Origin of the sequence: Prosthecobacter sp., assembly GCF_044378005.1 — a bacterium.
Lineage (GTDB): Bacteria > Verrucomicrobiota > Verrucomicrobiia > Verrucomicrobiales > Verrucomicrobiaceae > Prosthecobacter.
In genome coordinates this window covers 87,074-110,293 of the sequence record NZ_JBILYB010000003.1, presented here as the reverse complement: position 1 = coordinate 110,293, position 23,220 = coordinate 87,074, and the positions used below count along the sequence as shown (strand labels likewise).

The window sequence follows — 23,220 nt, the reverse complement described above, 5'->3', positions numbered from 1 at the left end:
CTTTGCCTTCACAAACTCAGCAATCAGGTCCGGCACTTTCACCCCGAGTTGCACGCCCCGATTACGCCGCACGAACTCCTGGATGGCAGCCATCAGTGGCACATCCCCGAGCAACTGTCGGCAGCGTGCGTATTCCTCAACCGCAGCAACCAGCGGCATATTGAAGGGAGCCATCAGACGTTCCGCAGCGAGATGGTTTTCTCGCTGGGCACAAGTTAGATCATTGGTGAAGGATTTACCTTCCATAATCTTGCGGGCCATCAACTGCGCCTCAGCTTTGGCCTTTTCAAGACTGCCGAAATTCCGCCGCACGCGCTTGCCGTTCAGATAAAAAGCCACAGTTTAGCAATCCCATCTGCGGACACGGCCCTTGTAGATCGGCACCGCCACGCTGCCATGCTTGATGCTCATGAATGGCCGCCCTCTTTTCCGAGTTACTTCCTCGCTTTTACTAATTGTGTCCTGCATATCACCGGGTGAGGTGTCAACCCCAGGTGATACCGTCCCCATAACCCCCTGATTATGTGAGCTTTGAGAAGTTTTCCCTTCGAGAAAAAAGGGCTCTATGATATAAGATTGGCAATCAGCTCTGTTTAGTCGAGGGCCTGCATGCCTCCAAGGCATCTTGGAGTTTCCTCTTGAAGTCATCGTCGCCTTCATCGCCAAACTGCGCCTGAATCTCCGTCAAGCTCGGCAGCAACGCCGGGTCACGCAGCTCCTGCGCCGCCTCCAGGCTCAAGGCACTGATCACATCCCTCTCCCACTCTGCCAGCAGAGCTTTTCTCGTGCGAGGGTCACTACGACATGCCAGCCCCACAAGCGCCTCGCCACGGACTTCAAGATCGTCGTCATCCAAAGCATTGAACAACGCTTCCCGAAGTTCTGGTGTATCGGCATCAGTCTGCGATCCGAGTCCAAAAACTGCCCAACTACGCACTTTGCGATCCATATCCAAGGTCAGTCGAATCAGACACGCGATGGCCGCCGCGCTATCATGGCCAAGGAGTCCAAAAGCGACTCCAAACCGAACTTGAGAATCAGCATGATCTGCCAACGCGACGAGATGCGGCACAGCGCGCATGTCGCCCCGATGACTGAGTCCGACTGCCGCGGAGGCAATGACATTAGGGTCTTCATCGGTCAGCAGGCGGATCAATTCCGTGACCGTCTCGTCCAGGAAAGTGCGATCACTCCAACCGAGTTGAGCCAGGACATCCGCTCCGACGGCTCGATCCTTGGGATCCTGGCTTCGGCTGTACTCAAGACCGATCTCAAGCTCCTCCCGATTCCCTCGATAGTGAACAGTCGCCAGACTCGCGTCCGCTTTTTCATCACCATAAGCAGTTCGATAAGCCGCGACGATGCCCCGACTGGGAGTTGGATCGCGTTCACGCTGTGGATTGTGCCGAGGCATGGCTTGAATTTAAGCATGAACTGACTCCACCGACCAGCCACAGCTTCGGTTGCCAACAGAAGCTACGCGAAGATTCCGTTCACCACCTCGCCATACACATCGGTGAGGCGGAAATCGCGGCCGGCGTAGCGATAGGTCAGCTTCAAGTGATCGATGCCGAGGAGGTGCAGGATAGTGGCGTGCAGGTCGTGCATATGGACTTTGTCTTTCACGGCGTAGTAGCCGAAGTCGTCGGTCTCGCCATACGCGACGCCGCTTTTCACACCGCCACCTGCGAGCCACATGGTGAAGCCCTGCGGGTTGTGATCGCGACCGTTCGCGCCTTGCACGATGGGCGTGCGGCCAAATTCACCGCCCCAGACGACGAGGGTGTCCTCCAGCAGGCCGCGTTGCTTCAAATCGGTGAGCAGACCGGCGATGGGGCGATCCACAGCGGCGGCGTTCTTGGTGTGGCCTTTGACGAGATCGCTATGCTGGTCCCAGACGTTCGGTGTGCTGACCTGGATGAAGCGAACGCCGGATTCGGCGAAGCGACGCGCGAGGAGGCACTGGCGTCCGTAGTTGTCGGTGACTGCATCGCCGATGCCGTAGAGCGCCTTGATGTGCGCGGGCTCGTTTTCGATGTCCATGACACCGGGGGCCTCGCGCTGCATGCGGAAGGCGAGTTCCATGCTTTGGATCATGCCTTCAACAGGTGCGTGGCGCGTGCGCTCGAAGTGCTCGCGGTTCATGGCCTGGAGCAGATCGAGTTTACGCATCTGACCGGCGGAATCGCCGCTGGCATCGAGGAAGCGGAAGCTGGCGTCTTTGCCGAGCTTGCCCGCCCGACCCACCGTGGTGCCTTGATGCGCCGCTGGCAGAAATGCGGAGCCGTAATTGCGCGGGCCGCCGTGCGTGGCAGGCGGGCTGATGCTCACAAAAGCGGGCAGGTCGGCATTCTCACTGCCGAGGCCGTAGCTGATCCAAGAGCCGATGGATGGGCGCACAAAGTTGTCCGCGCCGGTGTGGATCATGCAAACCGCTTGGCCGTGCGACTGTCCTTTGCTTTGCATGGAGCGGATGACGCAGAGATCGTCGAGCCGCTTCGAGACCTCGGGGAACAACTCACTGCCCCACAGGCCCGCTTCGCCATGCTGCTGAAACTTCCACGGCGATCCGAGCAGCTTCGCCTGGCTCGTGGACGAAGGATCGAGGTTCTTAGCGGGTGCGAAGGGCAGCTTTTTGCCGTCCATCTGCTGGAGCTTCGGTTTGTAATCAAACGTGTCCACCTGCGACGGACCGCCGTGCATGAACAGGAAGATCACGCGCTTCGCCCGTGGCGTGTGATGCAGTCCGCGCGGCAAACTGGCCGCCGTGGCGATGCCATTGAGCGCCAGCGCCCCAAAGCCGCAGGCGGCGGTCTGCAAGGCGTGGCGGCGGGTGATAAGTGGAGACGTGTTCATGGCATCATTCGAGGAAAAGAAACTCCGTGGAGGCGAGCAGCACATGCGCGAGATCGGCGAGCGCTTTTTCGCGATCAGCGTTGGCGGTGTCGATGAAATCATTCGCACGCTTGGCTGCCGTGGCGATCGGCGCACGACCGAGGATGGCTTCATGCAGCCACGTCACCGGATCAGCTTGCGCGTAGGCTTGTTGAGCGAGTGTGACACCCTGCTTTTGCAGGAAGGGACTGTTGAGCAAATAGAGCGCCTGAGTCGGCACGGTGGTGAGAGGGCGGTCGCCGGAGACCATTTCGGGATTGGCGACATCAAAGATCTCCAACTCAGGCGCGAGGTTGTTGCGTGCGACAGGCAGGTAGATGCTGCGGCGCAGTTCTTTGTCGAACTTCATCGGCTTGTCGAGATCCTCGCCGTAAGTGAGCGCGGTGGCGGCGGCTTGCTCGAGTTTGAGTTCGCCGGTGAGGAAGAGCAGGCTGTCGCGAATCTCCTCGGCGGTGAGGCGACGATACGAGCGTCTGCCGAACAAACGATTTTCGGGATCAGCGATAGTGCGTGGTGATTTGGCCTCGGCGGCGAGCTGATAAGTGCGGCTGAGCACCACTTCGCGGATCAATGCTTTGAAGGAGCCGCCGCTGGCGCGGAACTTTGCGGCGAGATGATCGAGCAGCGCGGGATGCGTGGGCTTCTCGCCCTGCACGCCGAAGTTATCGACGGTGCCGACGATGCCGCGCCCGAAAAGCTGCGCCCATAGGCGGTTCACGATCACGCGGTCGAGCAACGCGTTCTCCGTGCTCGTCATCCATGCGGCGAGTTGCAGGCGACCGCTCGAACCGGCGGGAATCTTCGGCGCTTTACCGCTGTGCAGCACGGTGGGGAAGCTGCGCGGCACTTTGGGGCCGAGTTGATTCACCTCGCCACGCACGCGCAGGTGGATGTCGCCCGCATCACGCGCATCGCGCGGGGCCATGGCCAGTTCGGCGCCTTTGAGCGCGTTCACCTGCTTGTCGAGTTCCTTGGTGAGCGCGGCGTTATCCATCAGGAGCAGAGGATCGCCCGTGCTGCTGCCATTGGCCATCGCCAGCGCGGTGGACTCGCGCTCGATGTCCTTTTCAGAGATGAACTGCACCGCATCGACGATCACATAATCCTTCGTGCCCTGCGTGCCGACGATGACATTCACGCGCCCGCCTTTCTCAAAATGAAAACGACCGATGGGCTCGAACAGGCCGCCGATGCTGGGCTTCTTCGTCTGATCAAAGATGATCTCATGCACACCATCGAAGGCCTCGACGGTGATGGGCACGCGCTTGTCGCAGTTGGCCTTCGCCGGATACGCGATGCGCACCTCGTAGATGCCTGTCTCCGGCAGGGCACCGCGAAACACGGCCTTCTTGATGCCTTGGCCCTGCTTGTCGTTGCGGATGTAAAAGTCGCCAAATCGGTTTTTCGACAGGCTGGATTGCTTCCAGTCGCCGACGAGTTCTGCGCTGGCCTCGTCATAAATGACGCCCGCGAGCGGCAGTTTCGTCAGCGCCTTTTTGCCCGCGACGGTTTCCATGAAATCGCGCTCCACTTTGAGCCGCATCGCGAGTTCGAGTCGCTCCACTTTCTGCTTCAACTCTGCAAACGCCGGTTCGGGCTGCGGCAGCGCCTGCTCCACCCAGCTCGCCACATTCACGCAGCCATTGCGCGTGCCCATGACGACCTCTGTGGAGCGGAAGAAGCCCGCGAGCGCGTAGTAGTCCTGCTGGCTGAAGGGATCGAACTTGTGGTCGTGGCAGCGCGCGCAACCAACCGTGAGTCCGAGAAACGCGCGGCCAATCGTGTCGATCTGCTCGTCCACCGTGTCGAGATGCAGCTTCTCCTTGTCGCGCTCTGTGAGCATCTTCGGCCCCAGCGCGAGGAAAGTGGAGGCAATCATCTGACTGCGACGCTGCTCGGGAGTCTTTGCGGGCATCAAATCGCCGGCGAGCTGCTCGCGAATGAACTCGTAGAACGACTTGTCGTGGTTGAAGGCATCAATGACGTAGTTCCGGTAACGCCAGGCTTGGTAGAAGGTGTAGTTACGATCCCCGCCGTTCGAGTCTGCATAACGCGCGAGATCCAGCCAGTAGCGGCCCCATTTTTCTCCGAACTGCGGGCTGCTGAGGAGCTTCTCGACGTAGTCAGACAGGTCGGACATGTCTGACTCGTCTGACTCGTCCGACGGCGGCAGACCGGTGAGATCATAGCTAAGCCTCCGCATCAGCGTGAGACGGTCCGCATCCGCCGCAGGTGTGAGCTTCTTTGCCTCAAGCTCGGCCAGGATGAACGCATCCAGCTCCTTGCGGGGCCAGTCCTGCTGCTTCACGGCAGGCGGCGTGGTTTTTCGCAGCGGACGAAACGCCCAGCCCTGGCGTGCCGCCGTGAAATCAATCGTCTTCTTCGAAGTCGCCGCCGCCATCGACTCCACACGCGGATCAGGCGCGCCCATCGCGATCCACTGCTCCAGCACGCGGATGTCCTCCGGCGGCAGCTTTGACTTCGGCGGCATTTGCAGATCCTCGTCCTCGTAGCGCACGCTGTGCATCAGCAGGCTCTTTGTCGGCTTTCCGGGCACCAGAGCTGGACCCGCATCGCCGCCCTTCACCCAGCCTTCCTTGCGATCCAGCAACAGCCCGCCCTTTCGCTTCCCCGTCTCCTGCGAGTGGCACTCATAACAATGTTTCACCAGCAACGGCCGCACACTGCTCTCAAAAAACGCCACGCCATCCGCCGCCGATGAATCAGCAGCCGCGAGGGCAAGGAGGAGAGAGATGGAGGGAAAGCAGCGCACGGCTACAGAAGACAAGAAAGGGGCAATCTTGGACAGGAAAAGATCGGGAGGCAGTCATGGAGTCTTTCCGCCTGCATTCACTGCCGGAAGTCACACAAACAAGCCGTTGAGCGTGCCGGTGCTGACGTTATTAAAAGCCTCGATCTCCGCGCCGAACTGCTGCGCAAGCGTGAGGTGCAGGTTCGCGAGTGGAGTGCCTTTGTCGAAGGCGAGGTGCTGGCCGGTTTTCACGCGGCCCTGGCCTTTGCCGATCAGGACGAGCGGGAGGTCTTCCCGGATGTGGCCGTTGCCATCTTTCATCTCGCTGCCGTAGAGCACGATGCTGTTGTCGAGCAGCGATCCGTTGCCTTCGTCGATGCCGCGCATCTTCGAGACGAGATATTGCACCTGCTGCGCATACCAGCGGCTCACGGTGGTGTATTCTTTAACGAGAGCCTCCTGGTTCTTGTGATGGCTCATTCCGTGGTGGTCGTTTTTCACGCCGTCGAGGAAGGTGAAGTTTTGCCGCGAAAAGCCGTGCGCGCTCATGAAGGTAGCCACTCGGGTGGTGTCGGTCTGCAAGGCGAGCACGAGTAGATCGAGCATCAGGCGCATGTGCTCGTCTTTGTTCAGCGGGATGCCAGCGGGTGGCCGCTTCATGTCCGGCGGTGTCAGCGGCGACCACTCGGGCGCAGGCGGATTCATCGTGCGTTCGATCTGCTGCTCCACGCCGCGCACACCTGCGAGATACTCGTCGATCTTGTCTTTGTCGCGACCGCTGGCGGTCTTTTGCAGCGCCTTTGCGTCTTCCAAAACGAGATCCACCACGCTGCGGCGGTTCTCCGCCGCGCGACGTGCTTCGGGTGATGACGGATCGCGGAACAGCCGGTCAAAGGCCGCGCGGGGGCTGATCTCCGGGGAGATTCGCTGCGTGGCGCTGCTCCACGAAATGGTGTTTGCCAGCGCGATGGGATCATCGCCAGCCATCCCTTGCCGCGGTGGTTCCGTCCCAAGTTCGATGCTGGAAAAGCGCGTGCCTTGACCGATCTGCCGCGCGATGACCTGATCGACCGAAATGCCGTTCACGCCATTTTCGATGGCGGTGCCGGTCAAAAACGCGCCGGTGAGTTTGACGTGGCCTTTGCCACAACTGTCGATGCCGCTGAGCACAAGCATGTCGTTCTTAAAATCCGCCAGTGGCTCCAGGATTGGCGACAGCGCGAAGTCTTTGCCAGTGCCCGTCACATTCCAGGCTTTCGGGAAAACACCGTTCGGCTGGAAGAAGGTCACGAAGCGGCGAGGCGGCAGCTTTTGCGTAGCACGGGCCCTCGGCGTCATGATTTCGAGCCAGGGCAGAGCCAGCGTGGCTCCGATTCCACGGAGAAAAGTGCGGCGTTCGATTCGATGAGACATGTGCGGCGGATAACGAAGCGCCGTCGCCATAGCTTGCAGGTGAGATTTGGCAGTGGGCACAGATTCACGAGTCGAGGCAAACACGGCGCGATAGATGCGAGGATCGTTCTCGTTGAACCAGTCCCCCCAATGATTCGTTTTGCCCCGTTTTCAGGACTTTTCGCACTCTCGGCATGCCTCGGCGGCACTGCCGTGGCCGAGACGCCGCAATCACTTGCCACCTTCCTCGATCAGCACTGTGTCGAGTGCCATGACACGGACATAAAGAAAGGCGGCCTCGATTTGACGACCTTGACCTTTGACCTGCTAGACGGCTCCAACCTAAAGTCCTGGCAGCATATCTTCGAACGCGTCCGCGATGGCGAGATGCCGCCGCAGAAGAAGGCTCAGCCGGAGAAGTCAGAGAAGGACGTCTTCCTCGCTGATTTGAAGCAACCGCTGCTCAAGGCCGATGCAGCCGACATCACCGCGAATGGTCGGGTGCGCAGCCGCAGGCTCACCCGGGTCGAGTATGAACACACGCTGCATGATTTGCTCGGCATCGACATCCCACTCAAAACGCTACTGCCGGAGGATCGGGCCTCGCATGGCTTTGAAACCGTCGCGGATGGCCAGCAGCTCTCGCATCACCAACTCGCACGTTACCTCGACGTGGCCGATCTCGCGTTGAGTGATGCCTTCGACCGTGCGGCGAAAGGTGATGCGACTTACGCGAAGCACCACACGCCTGAAATGCTTCTCAAAAACCGTGGCGGCAACTACCGCGGCCCCGAGCTGCGCAATGGTGAGAGCATCACCTGGCCCATCGGTCTCCAATTCTTCGGCCGCACGCCTACCTGGGCACCGGAGAGCGGCTGGTATCGCGTCACGTTGCGTGGTGTGCGCGGCATCAATCCTACCGCAGATGGCGCGGTGTGGGGCACGCTGCGCTCGGGGCACTGCGAGTCCAACGCGCCACTGCTCTACATGATCGGCCTTGTCGAAGCGACCGCGACGCCACGCGACATGATCTTTGAAGCATGGATTGAAGAAAATCATCGCTTGGAACTGCGACCCAACGACGGCGCGCTCAAGCGTCCGCCTACTGGAGCCAAAGGCGGCAACGTGAGCTTTGCGGGCCGAAACCTCGAAAAACAAGGCTTCTCCGGTATCGCGCATCGCGGAATCGACATCGAGCGCATCTATCCCGTCGCCAACGACATCGGCGTGCGGAAGAAACTCTTCGGCGGCGATGGCCAGGAGGCGCTGAAAGTCGAAAATCTCGACAAGCTCGTGAGCCGCTTTGCCACCCGAGCTTTTCGCCGACCAGTCACCGAGGCGCAAAGTGCCCCGTATCGCGAGATTGCCGCCAAATCGCTCACTGAGGGCGATTCGGTGCCGGAGGCCCTTCGTGCGGCCTACCGCGCCATCTTGTGCTCACCGCGCTTTTTGACCTTCATCGAGGCTCCGGGGCCTCTCGACGATCACGCCATCGCCTCGCGGCTCAGTTTCGCCCTTTGGTGCTCCATGCCCGATCAAGAGCTGCTCGAACTCGCGATCCAAAAGAAGCTCCACGAGCCTCAAACTCTCGCCCAGCAAGTCGAGCGCTTGCTCTCGCACGCCAAAGCCAAACGCTTTATCGCCAGCTTCACGGATCAGTGGCTCAAGCTGAACCAAATCGACTTCACCACGCCTGACACACGTCTGTTCCGCGACTTTGACCCCGTCGTGCAAGAATCCATGCTCCAGGAAACCCGCGCTTACTTCACCGAGCTGCTGCGCCGTGATTTGAGCATCACCCACCTCGTCGATTCCGACTTCGCTTTCCTCAATGGCCGCCTCGCTCGGCACTACAAAGCCGATCTCACGCTGCAAAGCGGTGAAGGACTTCAAAAAGTCACGCTCAAGCCCGAAGCAAAACGCGGCGGCCTCGTCACCCAAGGCGCGATCCTCAAAGTCACCGCCGACGGCACCAGCACCTCGCCCGTCGTGCGTGGTGTGTTCATCAACGAGCGCATTCTTGGCAACCACATCCCGCCACCACCGCCCGGCGTGCCCGCCATCGAGCCGGACATCCGCGGAGCCACCAGCATTCGCGATCAGCTCGACAAGCATCGCAACAACGAAAGCTGCGCCAGTTGCCATCAAACCATCGACCCGCCCGGCTTCGCTCTAGAAAACTACGACCCCGTCGGCATCTGGCGCACTGGCTACGGCCAGGGCAGCAGAGGTGCGAAGGTGAATTCCACCGGCGTCACACCCGAAGGCAGGACCTTCACTGATCTCGCCACCTGGCAGCAAATCTACACGAAGCAGCCGCAGCAACTCGCCCGCGGCTTCGCCACCCACTTCCTCACCTACGCCACCGGCGCTCCACCTCGCTTCAGCGATGAAGCCGCGCTCGATGACATCGCGAAAAAGACCACAACGATGCGCTCGATCATCCGCGAGGTGGTTTTGAGCGACATTTTTCTCAAGAAGTAGCTGGCGGCGTGTGCTGCGCCTTCACGACATGCATGTCTGGCGTGGTGGCGGAGAGGCCTCGGGCTTGCTCGATGAGATGAAGGGTGAGAGCGAGGCGGTTGCCGCAGCCGGTCTTGTTGAAGAGGCTTGTGACGTGGCCTTTGACGGTCTGGAGATGCAGCTTCAAGAGCAATCCGATCTCGACATTGCTTTTGCCCTCGGTGAGCCAGTAGGCGATCTCGGCTTCGCGGGATGAATAGGCTGTGGCGAAGGTTGCAGAGGTGATTTGGAGCTCATCGCGCACTTTTTGCCGCGCCAGGGCGAGGTGGCGGGCGTTTTCGAGATGCGGCTGGGCGAGGGTGAGCATGAGGCGGTCGCGCTCGCTGAACTCCCCTGGGCCTGCGCGTTCCAGGCCGAACCAGAGGCGGTTTTTTTCATCGGTGGGGACAAAGACGGAGCCATGGTGGTCCACGCCGAGGTAGCGGAAGCATTCGCTGTAGAGATCGAGGTCGCGAAACTGGCGCTGGGTGACGAAGTCGCTGCTGAAGAAGGGCTTCCCGTCGTTCACCGAGGGGTCGAAGTTCGTCATGGGATACTTCCACATGTGCAGGCCGAAACCTTCCACGCCTCTGGCCCAGTCGGGCGTCATGGCGCTGGTGGCTACGTCCATGGTGCCCGCTTCGAGGTCGAGATTGGCGTAGTTGATCTGATCCACACCGACGAGGGTGCTCAGAAACTTGAATGCGGCCTCGGGATAGCTGCTGAGCCGCAGCTCGGGCGTGTAGAGCGCGAGCGTGGCTTCATTGAGAGTCTTGAGGTCGGCAGCGGTGACCATGAGGCGCGGAGGATGACAGGCGGTCATGGGTTCGGAAAGTCTTTTTTACCCCCTACCAAAGTAGGGGGGTGGTCATGTAGATGCCAAATGGCCTTTGGCGTGATGTTCAGGTAAAAGCGCAGGATCATGAGACTGTTGCGCACTCTTGTTTTGCCACTGCTTGGCCTTGTTTCATCCGCCTGGGCGGACATGACGCTGACGGGCGGAATCACGCTGGTCAAGGAGGGTGGCACCGGGCATCCCACGGCTTCCAATATTGCCATCGGCAAGACGGCGTTTGCGCAGGATGAGATCGGCGTGGCACCTCATGCCATCGCGAAGGTGAACGATGGCGTCTCAGGCAACAGCAACTCATGGATCGCGGGCACGCAGAACAGCTTCGTGGGCATCAATCTGGGCGCGGTGGCAGTGCCGGTGCGCTGCGTGGCCTTTGGTCGTGATGATTTGGGGAATTTCACAGACCGCACGCTCGGGCTGTATGAGCTGGAATACACCACCGTGCCGAATCCCGACCAGAGCACGACGAGCTGGACCTCCATTGGGACGATGAACTACCCGAGCGTAGGCGGAGCCAACTACGCGCTGCCTTCGCGGCGGCATGTGTTCAATCTGCCCGGCACGGTGATGGCGACGGGCATCCGGCTGAAGGTGAATGCGACGACGGCTTTTGACCTGACGTGCATTGATGAGCTGGAGCTTTACAACCAGGCGTTCTTCGAGGGCGTGGCACTGGTCAGCCAGGGAGGCAGCTTTGTGACAGGTAACATGGCCGCCACGGGCACCGCCTTTGCGAAGGATGAGCTTGGCGGCATCCATACCACGGCGAAGCTGAAAGACGGTGTCTATGGCAACTCAAACTCGTGGATCGCAGGCACGCTGGATTCCTATTCCGGGATCAGTCTGGGCAGCGTCCCTTCCACGCTCACTAGCGTGGCTTTCGGGCGTGATAACCTGGGGGGATTCACGGACCGATGGCAAGGGGTCTATACCCTACAGGTGACTACGGTGCCCAATCCCACGTCCAGCACGCCAGACGCGAGCTGGACCACGGTGGGTATTCTTGATTACACGAACATGGAGCAGACGGGGAATTTCACCCTGCCCGCGCGCCGCCATGTGTGGAGCCTGCCCTCCGTGCAGGCCACCGGCTTCCGGATCAAGAACTCCGCCACCTCGACAGCGGTGTGCCTGGATGAGATCGAGCTCTACGGTGTGCCGGAGCCACTTTACTATGCGAGCCTGATTTCTCTGGCGACCAGCAGTGGCACTCTGAACCCGGTTTTCATTAGTTCGACGATGGGTTATACGCTGCCTGCGGTGTCATACAACGTCAGCAGCCTGACGGTGACTCCCACGGCTGCGGTGCCGGAGGCCTCCATCACCGTGAACGGTGTGGCGGTCACCTCAGGAGTGCCGAGCGGCAGCGTGCCGCTGAGCACAGGGTCAAATACAGTGACCGTGGTGACAACAGCGCCAGATGGCATGACCACACGGGCTTACACGATCACGGTCTATCGTTTCACGGCGGCGGAGGGAGACCCAGCGCTGAGCAGCATCACCACAGACGCAGGTGCCGTGTCTCCAGTGTTTAACAGCAGTATCACCAGCTATGCGCTGCCGGACGCGCCGAGCACAACGACTTCCATCACCGTCACGCCTGTCAGCGCCCAGAGCGCCACGACGATCAAGGTGAACGAGGTGGCTGTGACCTCCGGAAACCCCATCACGGTGCAGCTCAGGCAGGGCGTAAACAGCATCAACATCGTCTCGACGGCCTTCGATGGAGTGACGACACGCAGCTACACCCTTTCTGTTTATCTTCAGGTCGTCACGCAAGCTGGAGTGCCGCTCTTCAAATTCGGCCCAACTGTGGGTGACACCTCCCTGGCGCGTGGCGATGACAACAGGATGAATGTCACGATGCTGAGGGCAGGTCCGGCCGGTTCTTCGCTTTCGCTGTGCTATTGGGGACAAAGCTTTACCCAGTTCGCCATCAACAACAACGGCAACATTTCCTTCTCGACGTCCAACCCTGCGGGCTCTGGATACAATTCGACAAACTTTCCACTGACCCCTGCCGTGCCGCTGGTCGCCCCATTCTGGGGGGATGTAGATACGAGCCATCCCTCCAGCGGGAAAGTTTGGTATCGTATCGAGCAGGATGGCCCCACACTCGCGGAGATCGGCTCCAGTGTGGAAAACTCCTATCCTGGCATCCAAGGTTTCACACCCACCTTTGCCCAGATCGCCACGTGGGACCGGGTGGGCTACTATAAGCAAAAGGCTGACAAGCTGAATACTTTCCAAGTCGTGGTGGCCTCCAATGGCATTGAGTCCTACGTCTTGTTTTATTACCCCCAGAATGGGATCAACTGGCTCCTTGGCGATCTAAACACTGCGGCTCAATTGCCGTCTGTCGGATTCGATGGTGGCGATGGACAGAACTATCACAATTTACCAGGCTCGCAGACCTCTGCCGTGGCTAATCTGCCGTCGATGACCAACACCATCCCGGCCTCTGCTGGCATCCAGATCTTCCGTGTGGATCAGTCTAGCTTCTCTGTACCTCCGGCAGGCACCCCGCTGGGCTTCCCAACTTCCACATCTAGCAGCGGTAGCCGCAGTTGGGCAAATGGACTCATAGGATGGAGCGGCGCCAGCACCTGGTCGAATGGGAACTCGGCTGTTTTTCCAGGCGCGGCAGGCACGGTCACGCTCACAGGTCCCGTCGTGGTGCGACGCATGACACTCCAGACCAGTGGCTACACCTTTACGTCATCCTTAGCGGAGAACAGTCTGCAGATTGGCGGCCTGGCTGCTCCCTCTGCCTCTACGACGGCCACCTTCGCAGGCTCGCTCGTGGTCCTCACGGATGATGACTATGGCGCTGGCTATGTGGACCCTGTGCTGGGCCTTCAGCGTGGAAGCACTTTTTCGCTCGGCGATCTTACGTTCACCGACAACAGCGTGCTCGTTGCTCGCTTCGCCGGAATGGTGAATGGTGCCAGTCTGAGGCTCAAAAAGAATGCCCAGATGCAGCTTTACACGGCTGATGCCACCACACGCGCGAGTCCCGTCACTTTTGACAATAGTGAGGGCGGCACCGGTGGCACGTTTGATCTACGCGGCCTAAGCACCACGATAGGCAACATCAGTTCCTCCGGCCAGGGTGCCGGGTTGATCACGAATTCATCGGCCGCCGCTGCTACACTCACGGTTGATTTCGACACGGTGAGCCGAACCTACAGTGGCACCGTTCAAAACGGCACCGGTGCGCTGACCTTCATCAAGGCCGGCACCGGCACACTTTCACTCACCGGCACTCGCAGCTACAGCGGTAACACGACCGTCAGTGCAGGCACGTTCAGTGTGAGTAGTTCTGGGTTTACTGATTCGGCTGACATTGCTCTGGCCAGTGGTGCGACGTTAGACCTGAACTTCACTGGCACAGACACGGTTGATGAGCTTTATATCAACGGAGTCCGGCAGGTCAAAGGAACCTGGGGCAGCCTCACATCCTTTGCCGATCACAAGACATCCCAGATGACCGGCACCGGTATTCTGAATGTGACCACGGGTGAGAATTCCACGGTCGCCGCCTTCACTCTTTGGACGGACAGTCATGGACTGACCGGCCCACAGGTCGGCTTCGAGGCTGACTACGATCACGATGGCATCGCCAACCTGCTCGAATTCGCCCTCGGCACGCTGCCAAACAACGCCGCACGAGGCCCGCTGAGCTTCAGCGGCAATGTGATCACGACAGGCCAGCCCGTCGCCGATGGCACGAACGCCGTGTTCATCCGCCGAAAGGACCACATCGCCGCCGGGCTAGTGTACACCGTCGAATTCAGCCCTGATTTGAGCACGTGGACGGCCTCCACCGCCACACCGACGATTCTGGCCGACGATGGCACCCACGAGGTCGTCAGCGTGCAGATGCCAGCCTTGCAAACGCGGCACTTCTTCCGAGTGAAGGTGAACACGGTGCCGTGAGGCATTGAGCGGAGAATCTAGAAAGACCAGGTGGGGCCTCTCGTTGCCTTCCACCCCCGATGAGCACTTTTACCTTTCAGAAACATCTCTCCCGTCGCGCTATGCTGCGCAATGCTGGCATCACGCTAGGTCTTCCGCTGCTGGAGGCGATGACACCAGCGTTTGCGGCGCTGAAGGAGACGAAACAGGCGAAGCGCTTCGTCGGCATGAGTTTGGCGCTTGGGCTGCACAATCCGAATTTGGTGCCGGAGGGCTCGGGACGCGGCTACAAGCCTTCGCGTTATCTTGCGGGCATTCAGGATTTGCGGGAGGATTTCACGGTGGTGTCTGGCTCTTCTCATCCCGGTGTCACAGGTGGTCACACGGCGGAGGGGAGTATCTTTTCGGCGTGCCCGAATGCGCGGGGCTCGACGACGCGAAACACAATCTCGCTCGATCAGCTTATGGCGAAGCATCTGGGGCATGAGACGCGGTTTCCATCGCTCGTTTTGAATACGAACTCGCAGACGAGCCCGAGCTACACGGAGAACGGCTCGATGATTCCGGCTGAGAACAGTGCGATGAAGCTCTTCACGCGTTTGTTTGTGAATGACACACCCGCCGAGCAGGAACGGCAGGCGGAGCTGATCCGTAGCGGGCGCAGCGTGATGGATGTCGTCGGTGCGGAGGCGAAATCACTCCAGCGCGAACTCGGGGCAGGGGATCGCGACAAGCTCGACGCGTGGTTCACCAGCGTGCGTGAACTGGAGCAGCGGCTCGCCGCCAATGAATCCTGGACACACAAGCCGAAGCCAAAGGTGAGCCTCGCGCCGCCGCGTCAGATCCCACGCGACAACGAAGTGGCCGTGGAGCGCATCTATCTCGACATCGTGCACATGGCGCTCGCCACGGACAGCACGCGCTTCATCACGCTGCACATCACCGGCAACAACGTGCAGGGCATCGAAGGAGTCGATGAAGCCTACCACAATCTCAGCCACCACGGCATGGACGAGGAGAAACTCGCCCAGCTCGCCCTCGTCGAGCAGGGAGTCATCAACGAATGGGCCGCCTTCCTGCGCAAACTGAAGACCGACAAGCTGCTCGACGACACCATGGTGCTGCTCACCTCGAACCTCGGCAACGCCTCCGCTCACGACAACAAGAACATGCCCGTGCTCTTTGCTGGAGGTGGCTTCAAGCACGGCCAGCACCTGGCCTTCGACCAGAAGGACAACTACCCGCTGCCGAACCTCTATCTCAGTTCCCTCCAACGCCTCGGCCTCGAAGAGGAACGCTTTGCGACGAGTGAGACGACGATGCGCGGGCTGGAGGTGGCGTGAGTCATCTCTTGCGGAAGAGCTTCACGAAATCCAGCCCGACGAACTTCGAAGGCTTGGCTGCTGGATTCGTGCCGGTGATGCGAATGCCGAGTTTGTGTGGGCCTGCGGCCAGTTTGCCAACTTGGTGTTCCAGCACGCCCGAGGTGGATACTTTGGCCGAGTCATAGAGGTCGATGGGTTCACCAAGCGGTTTGCCATCGAGCGTGAGTTCCACGATCGCATAGTCCGGTGCAATGGTGAAGACGCTCTCCAGCGTGTATTCGGCCTCCTTGTCCACCTGGAGCTCAATCTCGAGTGTTTCGCCGACATCACCGCCGCGCCAGAAGAGCTGCGAAGCACCGCTCCAACGGCCTGCGGTGAAGCTTTTCATGCTCTGCGGTGCCGCTGTGCCTTTGCTGGGCTTGGCGGTGATGGATTCACCCTCGATCACATCGGGGACGCTATTCGTTGCTTCATCAAAAAGGGGAGGGCCGCCACGCAGCGGAGGAGTCTCGACGATGGTCACACGCTTCGGTTGCGCGGCCAGCCATTCATCTTCGGAGACCTGCTTCACGCGATGCAGTAGCACATGTGCGCCTTTCATGCCGCCGGTGAGGATGTCGGGAAGTTTATCTCCATTAACATCTTTGATGATGACCTGACGACCGATGCCTGCCTCGCCATCCGCTTTCATCGGCACCCAGTCCACGCCATCGCTACCGCGTATGAGTTTGAACCAATAGACCACCGCTCCCGCATCCCACATGGGTGATTTTTTGTGATGTGACCAGTAGGTCTTGCCGGTGACGATGTCCTTCAGCCCGTCGCCATCCATGTCGGCGAGTTGGACGCTGTGCAGCTCGCTGAAGACGACGCCGTAGCGGTTCTGCGCCGGGCGGTCGCCCATGATGAGGTGTTCTTTGAAACCTGTGGGTGTCTGCTCATGCCAGGCGAGACCGAATTCATGCGCGGCGAGACTGGTGATGACGTCGTTGTCACCATCGCCATCCACATCATAGGCAAACATCTCCGCGCCGCCGCGAGGGGCGAAGGCAGCCTTGTGCAGCATCCAATGACCCTGGGTCAGATCTTCGGGCTGCTCGAACCAGCCGTCCTTCATGAGGACATCCTGACGACCGTCGCCATTGACATCGCCCATGCCAAGGCCATGCCCGAACTTCGTCGGCGCGATGCGATCCGAGATGGGATAAAAGTTCCACTTCTCAAAAGGCACGTTCCAGCTCGGCTCTGCATAACCAAAGTAGCCATCGCGCGTGCAGACGAGCACGGGTTTGTCTTTATCAACGAGGTTCACGAAGTGCGGCGACTCGTTCGACACCCAGTCAAAGACTTCATGCTTCGGCCATGGCGCAGCGTGGCCTTCTTTGCCTGGGTTTTGATACACAAAAGCCGGAGTGCCTGGAAATCCGGCGGTGAGAATGTCCGTCCAGCCATCGCCATTGAAGTCGTATGTCCAGGCGAAGAAATGGTTCGCGTAGGCCTCCCGGGGTTGCGGAAAGGCCTTGTAGATGAGGTGCTTCGTCTTGAAGTCCGGGCCCGCAAACCAGAACGGACCGTAGATGGCATCCATGTTTCCATCGTTGTCGATATCCGCCGCGTTGACGCCTTCGGAGTAGTAGATGTCGGTGAGCTGGATACGGTCAAAAGTATGGAGCGCTGGCTGTCCAGCGGCTGCCGTGGCGATGATCAGCAAGAGGGAGGTTAGGTGCGGCTTCATGGTGTGCTAGGGAGCTTTGGGACGGGCGCGATACTTCTCAGCGAGGCGTGTGTGTTTGGTTTCGAGCGATTGCTCCGCACCGCTGATCCAGAGGTGCTTCACCTCGCTGCGGATATCGAGGATGTCGCCTGTAGCGGTGAAAAGAGCGGCTTCTTTGCCGGGCTCGATGCTGCCGAGTCGATCTGCCGCACCGTGGAGCTGCGCGGGCACCAGCGTGATCGCGGCGAGCGCGGCATCGGCTGGCAAACCAAACGCGGCGGCCTGCGCGGCGATGTAGGGGAGATTGCGCTGGCCGGAGGCGCTGGCGCGTTCGAGACCTTCGCTGATGGCGACGGTGACGCCAGCTTTGTGCAGAACGGCGGGAGCGCTGAACTGCACGTCGTAAGCATCACTGGAGCGCGAAGGTAGGGCGAAGACCTCGCTGTAGATCACGGCGACTTTGCGTTTGGCGAGTTCATCGGCGAGCTGCCAAGCATCGCGTCCACCGACGAGGGTGAGGCGGAGTTTGGAATGAGCTTCCGACCACTTCAAAGCAGCGCGGATTTCACGCAAACCCTGCGCGTGGATCATGAGCGGCACCTCGCCGCGCATCACAGGCTGCATGGCCTCCCAAGCGGGCACGGGAGCGCTGCCTGCCGGGCGCTTTGACCACGCCTCAGCATCGGCGAAGAACTGCTCGATGCTGCGGACCTTCTCTTTTCGCTCGCGGGCTTGATCGTCGAGAGATTTGGCATCGGGCTTTGGGTTTGGAACAGGGACGCTCAGCGCGTGATCCGGCCACACGAGATGCATGGCACTGCGACGCTGCACCAGCATGTCTTCGATGGTCCAGCCGCGTGTGGCGAGCAGCGCGGAGGTGCCGGTGATGTGCTTGCCCTGCGGTGTCGGTGCGAAGTGCGTGATGCCATTTGCGCGAGCCACAGGGATCATTTCGGAGTCGGGATTCACGGCGAGCCAAGACTCCACCTCGGGCGTGAACTCACCCGTCTCTCGATCATCCACCGAGGCGCGCACACCAGCCACTTCGACGAGACCGAGATCCGTGCTGGCGCTGATCAGGCCGGGGAAAAGATGCAAGCCTTTGAGATCAACGGTGCGATCTGCCTTCGCTTCGATCTTCTCAGAAACTTCGGCGATCTTGCCATCGCGAATGAGAACGTCGGCACTGGCAAGCGTGCCTTTTGTCACCGTATGCACAGTGGCACCACTCAGCAGCAGCGAGTCGGCGGAAACGTTCGCGGTGAAAGCGACGAGGAGGGTGAGGATTAGTTTTTCCATGAGAGTTCGCGGTCCATGCAGCAATCAACGCAGAGGTGGCCCTGGCGTTCTTCCAGGGCGCGGAAGAAGAACTTCGCTTCGGCTTTGGCGTCGGTGGAATCAGCGCTGGAGTCGGCGGCGAGTTTCTTCGCTTTGTCGATGAGTGCGAGGTGCTCGGTATGACGAGCTGCGGCACGACGATGGGCGGCCTCGCGCTCGAAGTATTGTTTCCCTTCGATCCAGGTCTGCAAACACACGCTGCTGGTGGCCAGCGGATGCCCGCTCCACACGACGAAGTCGCCGTCCTTGCCGGTTTCGAGTGAGCCGACCTGCTTGTCGATGCGTAGTTGCTTGGCGGGATTCAGCGTGACGAACTTCAGCGCTTCTTCTTCGCTGGTGCCGCCATACTTCACGGCCTTCGCGGCTTCGAGGTTCATGCGCCGCGCGTGGTCGGAGGAGTCGGAGTTGAAGGACACCACGACGCCGCGCTCGCGCATGATGCTGCCCGCGTAGGGGATGGCATCGAGCACTTCGAACTTATAGGCCCACCAGTCGGAGAAGGCGGAGGCGCCCGCGCCATGCTTCGCGATTTCGTCGGCGACTTTGTAGCCTTCAAGAATGTGCTGGAGTGTGGCGACGCGGACTTTGAAGCTCTCCATCACGCGCAGGAAGGCGAGGATCTCGTCCTGCCGGTAGCTGTGGCAATGGATGAGGCGTTCACCGCGAATGATCTCGGCGATGGCTTCGAGTTCCAAATCACGCCGCACAGGTGGTCCACCCTTCTTGGCCTTCTCCAGCGCAGTCATGTAATGCTGCGCGGCAGTGAAGCGATTTGTATGGAATGCAGGCACGCCCATGCGGCTCTGCGGGAAGCGGAATTTGAAGGCGTCTCCCCAGTTCGCTTGCTTCACGTTTTCGCCGAGGGCGAACTTGATGCCTTCAGTCGCGCCTTTGAGCTTCAAACCTTCAGGTGAGGCACCATCCCGCAGCTTAATGACACAGTTCTGGCCACCGATGGGATTCGCGGAGCCGTGCAGTTGGTTCGCCACCGTGAGGCCGCCAGCGAGCTGCTGATGAATCGTCTCGGACTCGGAATTGATCACATCTGCCACGCGCACCATCGATGTGCTCGGCAGCGTGCCTTCATTCACGCCGCCCATGATCATGCTATGACTGTGGCAGTCGATGAGGCCCGGCGTGATGTGGATGCCGGGCAGGTCGATGACATGGGTGTCAGATCCAGGCTCCGCTTTGAACTGACCCACCTTGGTGATTTTTCCATCGGTGATGAGCAGGCTCGCGTGCTCGATGCGGCCCTGCGGTCCGCAGGTCCAAATCGTCGCGTCTCGGATGAAGACGGACTTCGGCGAGAGCAACGGGCCGCGATCTTGATTCGATGGCGCAGCGGTGAGTTCCTCGCGCAGCTTGGGTTTGCCCTTCTTGGCGGCGGGCTTCTTGTCATCGCGTATCGGCCCGAGGAATTGCCTGCCATCGATCCACACTTCGCGGACGCGCGCCTCTTCATCAAAGGCACGGCCTTTTTCAAACACCGTGAGATGCGCCAGCTTGCCTGGCTCGATGCTGCCGAGCTGATCTTCCACGCCGCAGAGTTTCGCTGGCACGGTGGTGACTGCGGCGAGCGCATCTATCTCGCTCAAACCACGCGCGATGGCGAGACGCACATTCGAGCGGAAGGAGGACTTCTTCGCGAGCGCATGAGTGGTGAGGGCAATCTCGCGGCCTTCGCGGCGGAGTAGCGCGGCATTGCCCGGCGCGTGATCCCAGGCGCGAAGTTGATCGAGGGGTGTGGCGAGCCAGTCATCATCCTCGGGCAGCTTCACGGCTTCGGGGAAGTCCACCGGCACGATGAAGGGCGCTTTCGTTTCGCGGACAAGATCAGGTCTGCGCCACTCCTGGCCTGTGGCGAGGATCATGGGCTTCAGATCAAACTCCTGCGCGAGTCGCGTGGCTCGATCCACCATCAACATGCTGGCTGGTTCAAACATGACTGGCATGGCTTTCGTCGTCGCAGGCAGCAGAGCATCGAGGGATGAATCGAAGGCCGGACGTGGACGATTCGTCGGGTTCTTTTCAAAGTGCGCGAGGTCGGCTGACTGAAAGCGTGTGTCGAGCAGCGTCTGCCGGATCACCGCGATGACGCCCATGAGCGAGCCTGGATAGGCTTCGGGGCGCTCCGAGTTTTCTTTCGACGATCGCGGCGAATCGATGGCGATGTGCTGAAAGCTTTCCGCACGCATGATCGCCAGATCAGGATCACTCGACGCCAGTGAAACGAACGCACTCACACCGCGGATGACGCCTGCATCCGGCACGATGTTCGCCGCAGTGAAGCCTTCGTTACGCAGTGCATCGAGAGCCTTCTTCTCCGGCGCAAACTCCCGCGCCATGCGGCGCTCGGGCGTGACCACGGACTTCGTTCCTGGCTCTCCCGCCGCAGAGGTCACGCCGAGAAAGCCGCTCCCCGCGCCTGAGGTGAGATCGAGTGCATCGACGGGCGGGCCTTCGTTGCCCTGAGTTGTGCGTGAGCTGGCAGACTTCGCGAAGGACACATGCATGTCGATGAAGCCTGCGTAGATCGTCGTGCCGCTCATGTCATGCACTCGCGCATCCGCAGGCACAGCGGCGTCCGCCCCCACGGCGACGATGCGGCCATCACGGATGATGATGTTTGCCTTTTCGATCTCCTGGCCCGGCTTTGTGACCACACGAGCTCCGACCAGCGCATGAGCGGAAGACTCCAGAGGTCGATGTCCTGGCGGACGAATCGTTTCGAGCGCCAAAGCAGCATGTGCTGCCATCGCGATCATGAACCCTGGTAGAGAACGGCGAATAATGTGCCTCATGGAGATGCATCCTGAAGGGAAGGGGCAGCCTTGGCAAGACTGCTCTCTTCGACTCCCAGGGCCTCACCTCGCTGCTCAGGCCCTCATCATCTCCGTCAACTGCTTCGTCGCGATGCCGATGGGGCGATCCAGCGGGACTCCGGCGCAGGCAAGGATGGTGGTCAGAAGGTCGCCTTGATTGCCTTTGGTGTTGGCAAAGAAACGCCCGGTGTTCACGGAGCCGCCGCCTTTGCCGGCGATGATGAAGGGCAGGTTCTCGCGCGAGTGCTTGTTGCCGTCTTCGAGACCGCTGCCCCACATCATAATGCAATTGTCGAGCAGGGTGCCTTCGCCCTCACGCAGGCTGGCCATCTTCTTCACCATGTAGGCGAACTGGTCGATGTTGAACTTGGTGATCGCGGCGACTTTGCCAGCCTTGCCCGGCTCGTTGTTGTGATGCGTCTGCGAGTGATGCGTGTCCGTGAAGCCGAGTTCGGGATAGGAAACACCGTTCGGCGTGGAGCCGATGTAGGTGCTGACGCGGGTCGTGTCGGTCTGGAAGGCGAGCACATTGAGGTCGCACATGACCTGCATGTATTCGCTGCGCTTGTCGCCCACGGGGATCTTGATCTCGATGGGCGGGGAGTCGGAGGCGTTGCGCTTGCTTGAGGCGACACCTGCCTTCTCCAAAGCTGCTTCCTTTTGGCGATACTCGATGGCGGCAATTCGACGCTCCACGGCGCGCACGCTGTCGAGGTATTCGTCCAGCTTGTGCTGATCGTTTTGCGGCAGCTTCTTCCGCAGATCTTTGGCTCCACCGATGACGAGATCCAGCATCTGGCGATCCAGCGGATCAGTCTGACCCGTCTTTCCGGGCTTGTCAGACTTTCCAAAGAGGCGATTCAGCACGTTGCGTGGATTCGTCTCCGCAGGCACGGCCTGGGTGGGCGAGCGGTAGCTGCAATGCGAGTAGTAACCTTCATTGAGTCCTTCCTGGTTCTCCTTATGCGTCTGCGGCATCGTCGCGAGTTCCAGCGAGGGCAGGGAAGTGAGCCCGCCCATGTAATTCGCGGCGATCTGGTCCGCCGAGATGGCGATGTTGATCTGACTGCGCCTGTCCGCATCCGGCAGGCGCGCGGTGAGCCAGGTGGAGAGTTCCAGCGCATGAGGAGCGCCATTGAAGGGAGAGATCGGCACGCCCGAGATGCCCTTCATCAGCAGGCACTGGTCGAGGATCGGCCGCAGCGATTCCAAAGCGGGCGGCGGCGACTTCAAGAAGCTCTCCGCATTTGCCGGCCAGAACTGATCCATGATCACCCCATGCGGCATGTACATGAAACCGATGCGCACCGGCGGCTTGACGGCCTTGCCCCTGAAAGCCTCGGCCCAGCCCATGGTTTCCAAAAGCGGCAGCGCGAGCGAGGCTCCGACACCTTTCAGGCAGGTGCGGCGATCAATGAAGGCGTTGTTTTTCATGGGGACGAAAGCGGTGATGTGTGGCGAAAAAGGTAGGCAGCGAATCCGAGGATGACCGCCTCCTACCATTACCGTCCACGACGAGGGTTTCCATCAAACGATCCACCGCGACCGCGTCACTGCCGGATCAACGTTTCGGCCTGTTCCGACCCATTCAGAGTCTCTCGGGCAGCAAACCGCTTTGCCTTCGTCCCGACCAGCGGCCGGGATCGTTGGGGAAAGGGCTTCGGAGCGCTTTCCCGGGGATTCCCATCCTGCGGATGGCGACAGGG

The 23,220-nt window shown here is 60.2% G+C and carries 13 protein-coding genes; 3 read left to right on the top strand and 10 right to left on the bottom strand.

Features of this window, described 5'->3' with window-relative positions; genetic code table 11:
• The 5 genes from AC6FTP_RS01445 to AC6FTP_RS01425 form a co-directional block, all read right to left on the bottom strand.
• Positions 1-339 (bottom strand): hypothetical protein (locus AC6FTP_RS01445; RefSeq protein WP_497205121.1); only part of this gene is annotated, 339 nt, incomplete at its 3' end.
• Positions 340-583: 244 nt separating this feature from the next.
• The gene (locus AC6FTP_RS01440; RefSeq protein ID WP_497205120.1) at positions 584-1,414 is read right to left on the bottom strand and encodes a HEAT repeat domain-containing protein; all 831 of its coding nucleotides are present in this window, start codon (positions 1,412-1,414) and stop codon (positions 584-586) included.
• Between the two features lie 62 nt (positions 1,415-1,476).
• Positions 1,477-2,856, bottom strand: a complete 1,380-nt coding sequence (locus tag AC6FTP_RS01435; protein ID WP_497205119.1) for a DUF1501 domain-containing protein — start codon at positions 2,854-2,856, stop codon at positions 1,477-1,479.
• Between the two features lie 4 nt (positions 2,857-2,860).
• Positions 2,861-5,683 (bottom strand): DUF1553 domain-containing protein, encoded by a 2,823-nt coding sequence (locus tag AC6FTP_RS01430; RefSeq protein WP_497205118.1) that lies wholly within the window; start codon positions 5,681-5,683, stop codon positions 2,861-2,863.
• 75 nt (positions 5,684-5,758) lie between these two features.
• Complete coding sequence (locus tag AC6FTP_RS01425; RefSeq protein ID WP_497205117.1) at positions 5,759-7,060, bottom strand: DUF1552 domain-containing protein; 1,302 nt, start codon at positions 7,058-7,060, stop codon at positions 5,759-5,761.
• A gap of 129 nt (positions 7,061-7,189) precedes the next feature.
• Between AC6FTP_RS01425 and AC6FTP_RS01420 the strand changes: the two genes are divergently transcribed.
• Complete coding sequence (locus tag AC6FTP_RS01420; protein ID WP_497205116.1) at positions 7,190-9,523, top strand: DUF1592 domain-containing protein; 2,334 nt, start codon at positions 7,190-7,192, stop codon at positions 9,521-9,523.
• Here the strand turns inward: AC6FTP_RS01420 and AC6FTP_RS01415 are convergent.
• A complete protein-coding gene (locus tag AC6FTP_RS01415) occupies positions 9,513-10,364 on the bottom strand; it encodes a helix-turn-helix transcriptional regulator (protein ID WP_497205115.1) in 852 nt (283 codons plus the stop codon). The genes AC6FTP_RS01420 and AC6FTP_RS01415 overlap by 11 nt on opposite strands.
• A gap of 99 nt (positions 10,365-10,463) precedes the next feature.
• Between AC6FTP_RS01415 and AC6FTP_RS01410 the strand changes: the two genes are divergently transcribed.
• Positions 10,464-14,333 carry a nidogen-like domain-containing protein gene (locus AC6FTP_RS01410; RefSeq protein WP_497205114.1) on the top strand — a complete coding sequence of 1,290 codons (3,870 nt, stop codon included), beginning with the start codon at positions 10,464-10,466 and terminating at the stop codon, positions 14,331-14,333.
• A gap of 59 nt (positions 14,334-14,392) precedes the next feature.
• On the top strand, positions 14,393-15,655 hold the full coding sequence (locus tag AC6FTP_RS01405) for a DUF1552 domain-containing protein (RefSeq protein ID WP_497205113.1): 1,263 nt from the start codon (positions 14,393-14,395) through the stop codon (positions 15,653-15,655).
• A gap of 1 nt (position 15,656) precedes the next feature.
• On the opposite strand, the gene AC6FTP_RS01400 is transcribed toward AC6FTP_RS01405, so the two are convergent.
• From AC6FTP_RS01400 to AC6FTP_RS01385, 4 genes are all read right to left on the bottom strand, one after another.
• Entirely contained in the window at positions 15,657-17,372 is a 1,716-nt protein-coding gene (locus AC6FTP_RS01400; protein ID WP_497205112.1) for an FG-GAP repeat domain-containing protein, read from the bottom strand.
• 6 nt (positions 17,373-17,378) lie between these two features.
• On the bottom strand, positions 17,379-18,650 hold the full coding sequence (locus AC6FTP_RS01395) for an amidohydrolase family protein (RefSeq protein WP_497205111.1): 1,272 nt from the start codon (positions 18,648-18,650) through the stop codon (positions 17,379-17,381).
• Positions 18,638-21,448, bottom strand: coding sequence for an amidohydrolase family protein (locus AC6FTP_RS01390; protein ID WP_497205110.1), 2,811 nt, complete (start codon positions 21,446-21,448; stop codon positions 18,638-18,640). Before AC6FTP_RS01390 ends, AC6FTP_RS01395 begins: the two co-directional genes overlap by 13 nt.
• Before the next feature lie 120 nt (positions 21,449-21,568).
• Entirely contained in the window at positions 21,569-22,948 is a 1,380-nt protein-coding gene (locus AC6FTP_RS01385; RefSeq protein ID WP_497205109.1) for a DUF1552 domain-containing protein, read from the bottom strand.
• Positions 22,949-23,220 lie beyond the last annotated feature (272 nt).